3 protein-coding genes are annotated in these 3311 nt (G+C 71.6%); 2 read left to right on the forward strand and 1 reads right to left on the reverse strand.

Annotated features, from left to right (window positions below; translation table 11 throughout):
- Positions 1 to 929 (reverse strand): MBL fold metallo-hydrolase (locus VGW35_21195; GenBank protein ID HEV8310188.1); only part of this gene is annotated, 929 nt, incomplete at its 3' end.
- A 312-nt stretch (positions 930 to 1241) separates the two neighbouring features.
- Here VGW35_21195 and VGW35_21200 point away from each other — a divergent pair.
- Both VGW35_21200 and VGW35_21205 read left to right on the forward strand, forming a co-directional pair.
- Positions 1242 to 1598, forward strand: a complete 357-nt coding sequence (locus tag VGW35_21200; GenBank protein ID HEV8310189.1) for a nucleotidyltransferase domain-containing protein — start codon at positions 1242 to 1244, stop codon at positions 1596 to 1598.
- A complete protein-coding gene (locus VGW35_21205; GenBank protein ID HEV8310190.1) occupies positions 1591 to 3027 on the forward strand; it encodes an amidase in 1437 nt (478 codons plus the stop codon). Before VGW35_21200 ends, VGW35_21205 begins: the two co-directional genes overlap by 8 nt.
- The last annotated feature ends 284 nt before the right edge of the window (positions 3028 to 3311 follow it).

Here is a 3311-nt window from a genome sequence, read left to right on the forward strand (position 1 = left end):
TAGGCGGCGTACTTCGCGAAGGTCGCCTCGTGCTTGGGGGCGAGCTCGGCCGACACGCGCTGCTTCACCTCGTCGAGGCTGGCGCCGGCGGCCGCCTCGCGGCGCACCGCGGCCACGAGGTCTTCGAGGTAGCTCCGGAACCTCTGCAGCCAGTCCTTCCCGGCCGGCTCGCCGTGGCCCATGATCATCGTCGTGAAGTCGAGCTGCTCGAGCCGCCCGAGGGTTCGGACCCAGTCCTCTGGGTAGCCGTCGCCCATGTAGGGCGTCCAGCCGATGACGCAGTCGCCGGTGATGACGACTTTCTCCCGGGGCAGGTAGACGAAGACGTCGCCTTCCGTGTGGGCCCGCCCCAGGTAGAGGAGGTGGATCTCGCGGTCGCCCCTGAAGAGCCGCATCGTGTTCTCGAAGGCCATCGTCGGGAGCGCCGGCTTGAGGGCCCGGACCTCGGCCAGATAGGCCTCGGCCTGCCGGATGTTCGACTGGATCCGGGCGCGCGCATCGGCGCTCTGGGCGGCGGCCAGCTCGGCGCGGAGCTGGGCCAGCTCGGCCGGGCCGGACCGGAGGTGGTCCTGGATCCGCTTGAGGCTCTTGCGGACCATCGCCTCCCGGGTGATGTCGTTGGTGATGACCTCGACCCCGGGGTAGGCGGCCGGGTAGGCCTCGTTGCCCTGCCAGTGGTCCCAGTGGAAGTGGGTGTTCACGAGGTAGCGCACCGGCTTGGGGGTGAGCTCCCGGAGCGTCTCGACCAGCACCCGGGCCGCCGAGGGCTTGGAGTGCGAGTCGACGACGAGCAGCCCGTCGTCGTTCTCGACGATCGCCGCATTCGAGTTGACCCGGTAAGCGGGCACGGCCACCGCCGAGTACACGCCATCGGTGACCTTCTGGATGTCGAACAGGGCCCGTCCCTCGTCCGCCTCGCCATGCGACATGATGTTCCTCCTCGGTGTGGCAACGATGGCGGCGCCCGGGGCGCCGCCTTGCCAGTATAATCGAGGCGCCATGGGCCAGGACGACTTCAGCGGCTACCCGGCGATCTCCGTCCCGTGTGGCTGGGACGGGCAGGGCCTCCCGGTCGGCCTCCAGATCGCCGGCGGTGGCGCGAGGATGCCCGAGTCCTGGGGGCCGCGGCGAGCGTCGAGGCGGCCCTGCCGTGGAAAGATCGGCGCCCTCCGCTCGACTGAGCGCCGGTGACTACACACGGGGCGAGGCCCAGCGGGCCATCGACGGAGCGGAGCGAATCCTTGAGTACTGTAAGCATCACCTATTTCGATAGAGAGGCTGTCCGGCGGGCGCTGGACGAGTACGTCCAGACCCTCGCGGCATGCCACCCGGAGCTCGAAGAGGTGATTCTCTTCGGCTCGCTGGTACACGGGACGCCTGTGCCAGGGAGCGACGTCGACCTGCTGCTCGTCCTGAGCACCTCGGACCGGCCGTTCCCGGGGCGGATCCCCGAGTTCCTGCCCACCCGGTTCCCCGTCGGCGTGGACCTCTTCCCGTATACCCGCGACGAGCTCGAGCGGATGCAGGCTCAGGGCAACCCGCTCGTCCTGGGCGCGCTCCGGGAAGGCGTCGTGCTGTTTCGTCGCGGCGATGGCTGACCGGGACCTCTGCTTCACCCCGGCGGCCGAGCTGGTCCGGCTCTTCCGGGCGCGGAAGGCGTCGCCGCTCGAGGTGATGCACGCAGTCCTGGCGCGCATCGATGCCCTCAACCCCGGGCTGAACGCCTACGTCACGGTGGCCCGGGACTCCGCCCTCCAGGCGGCGCGGGCCGCCACCCGCGCGCTCCGGCGCCGGTCCGCGCTCCCGCCGCTCCACGGGGTGCCGGTGTCCATCAAGGACCTGACGCCGACCAGGGGGATCCGGACGACCTGGGGCTCCCGGATCTTCGAGCATCACGTGCCGGACGAGGATGCCCTCGTCGTCCAGCGCCTCAAGGCCGCGGGGGCCATCGTGGTGGGAAAGACGAACACCCCGGAGTTCGGCGCGGGCGGCAACACCTTCAACGCCGTCTTCGGCGCGACCCGCAATCCCTGGGATCCGCGCCTCACCTGCGGTGGCTCGAGCGGCGGCGCGGCCGTCGCCCTCGCCACCGGGATGGGGCCCCTCGCCCAGGGCAGCGATCTGGGGGGCTCGCTCCGCCTCCCGGCCGCCTTCTGCGGCGTGGTTGGCTTCCGGACCACCGCCGGCCTCGTCCCTGTCTATCCCAAGGAGCTCGCCTGGGATTCCCTGAGCGTGACCGGGCCCATGGCGCGGACCGTCGCCGACACGGCGCTGATGCTGGCCGTGGTCGCCGGTCCCGACGACCGTGCTCCGCTCTCCTATGCCGTGGACACCCGCGAGTTCCCTCGCGCGGTGCGAGCGCCGTCCATCCGGGGATGGCGCGTGGCGTGGAGCCCGGATCTCAACGGCCTCCTCCCGGTCGAGCCCGAGGTGACGCGGGTGACCGAGGACGCGACGCGCGTCCTTCGCGCGCTCGGCGCCCGCGTGGACGCGGCCTGCCCGGACTTCGGCGAGGTGCCCGAGATCGTGCTGGCCACCCGGGGCGTCTCGATGGTGGCGCTCCACGCCGACAAGCTCTCCCGGTGGCGGTCCGAGATGCAGCCGGGCCTGGTCTGGAACGTCGAGCAGGGACTTCAGCTCACGCCCGAGGCGATCGCGCGGGGGGAGCGGCTCCGAACGGCGCTCTGGCACCGGGTCCGGTCCTTCCTGGAGCGATACGACCTGCTCGTCCTTCCCACCGCGCCGGTGGAGCCCTTCCCCGTCGAGCAGCCGTATCCGACGGAGATCAACGGGAAGCCGCTCGAGCACTACATCCAGTGGGCGTTCCTCACCTACGCCATCACGCTGACGGGACTGCCGGCGATCTCAGTGCCGTGCGGCATGACGCGTCGCGGGCTGCCGGTCGGTCTCCAGCTCGTGGGGCGCCGGCGCCAGGAGGCGGCGGTGCTGCGGGCGGCGGCGGCCTTCGAGGCGGCGGCGCCCTGGATGGACCGGATCCCGCCGATCGTGACCGCTCGGGCCCGCTGACGAATCCGCTACATGGTCGACGGCCCCACGGCCGGCGCCGTCAAGGTCCAGGAGCCTGTCGGAATAACCTGGCCGCTCGACCCGAGCCGCGCGCCGCGTCGGGCGGACTGAGCCAGAAATTCGGCCGGTCGGGCGGGTCCCTGGGCCCAGGATCCGATGCGCGAGGTGCAGGACAAGCTGCGAGGGGCGCTGGACAAGCCCCGCCAGGCCTTGGACGACTTCCGGGGCGCGATGGAGAAGCTCTGGAAGACGCGCTGACGCCGGAGGCCTCCCGGCGACGCCGG

The organism is Candidatus Methylomirabilota bacterium (genome assembly GCA_036005065.1).
In the GTDB taxonomy this organism is placed as follows: domain Bacteria; phylum Methylomirabilota; class Methylomirabilia; order Rokubacteriales; family DASRDR01; genus DASYQW01.

Bases quoted from the DNA above. Each gene is read 5' to 3' on its own strand.
- VGW35_21205 (HEV8310190.1), top strand. From the start codon at position 1,591: ATGGCTGACCGGGACCTCTGCTTCACCCCGGCGGCCGAGCTGGTCCGG.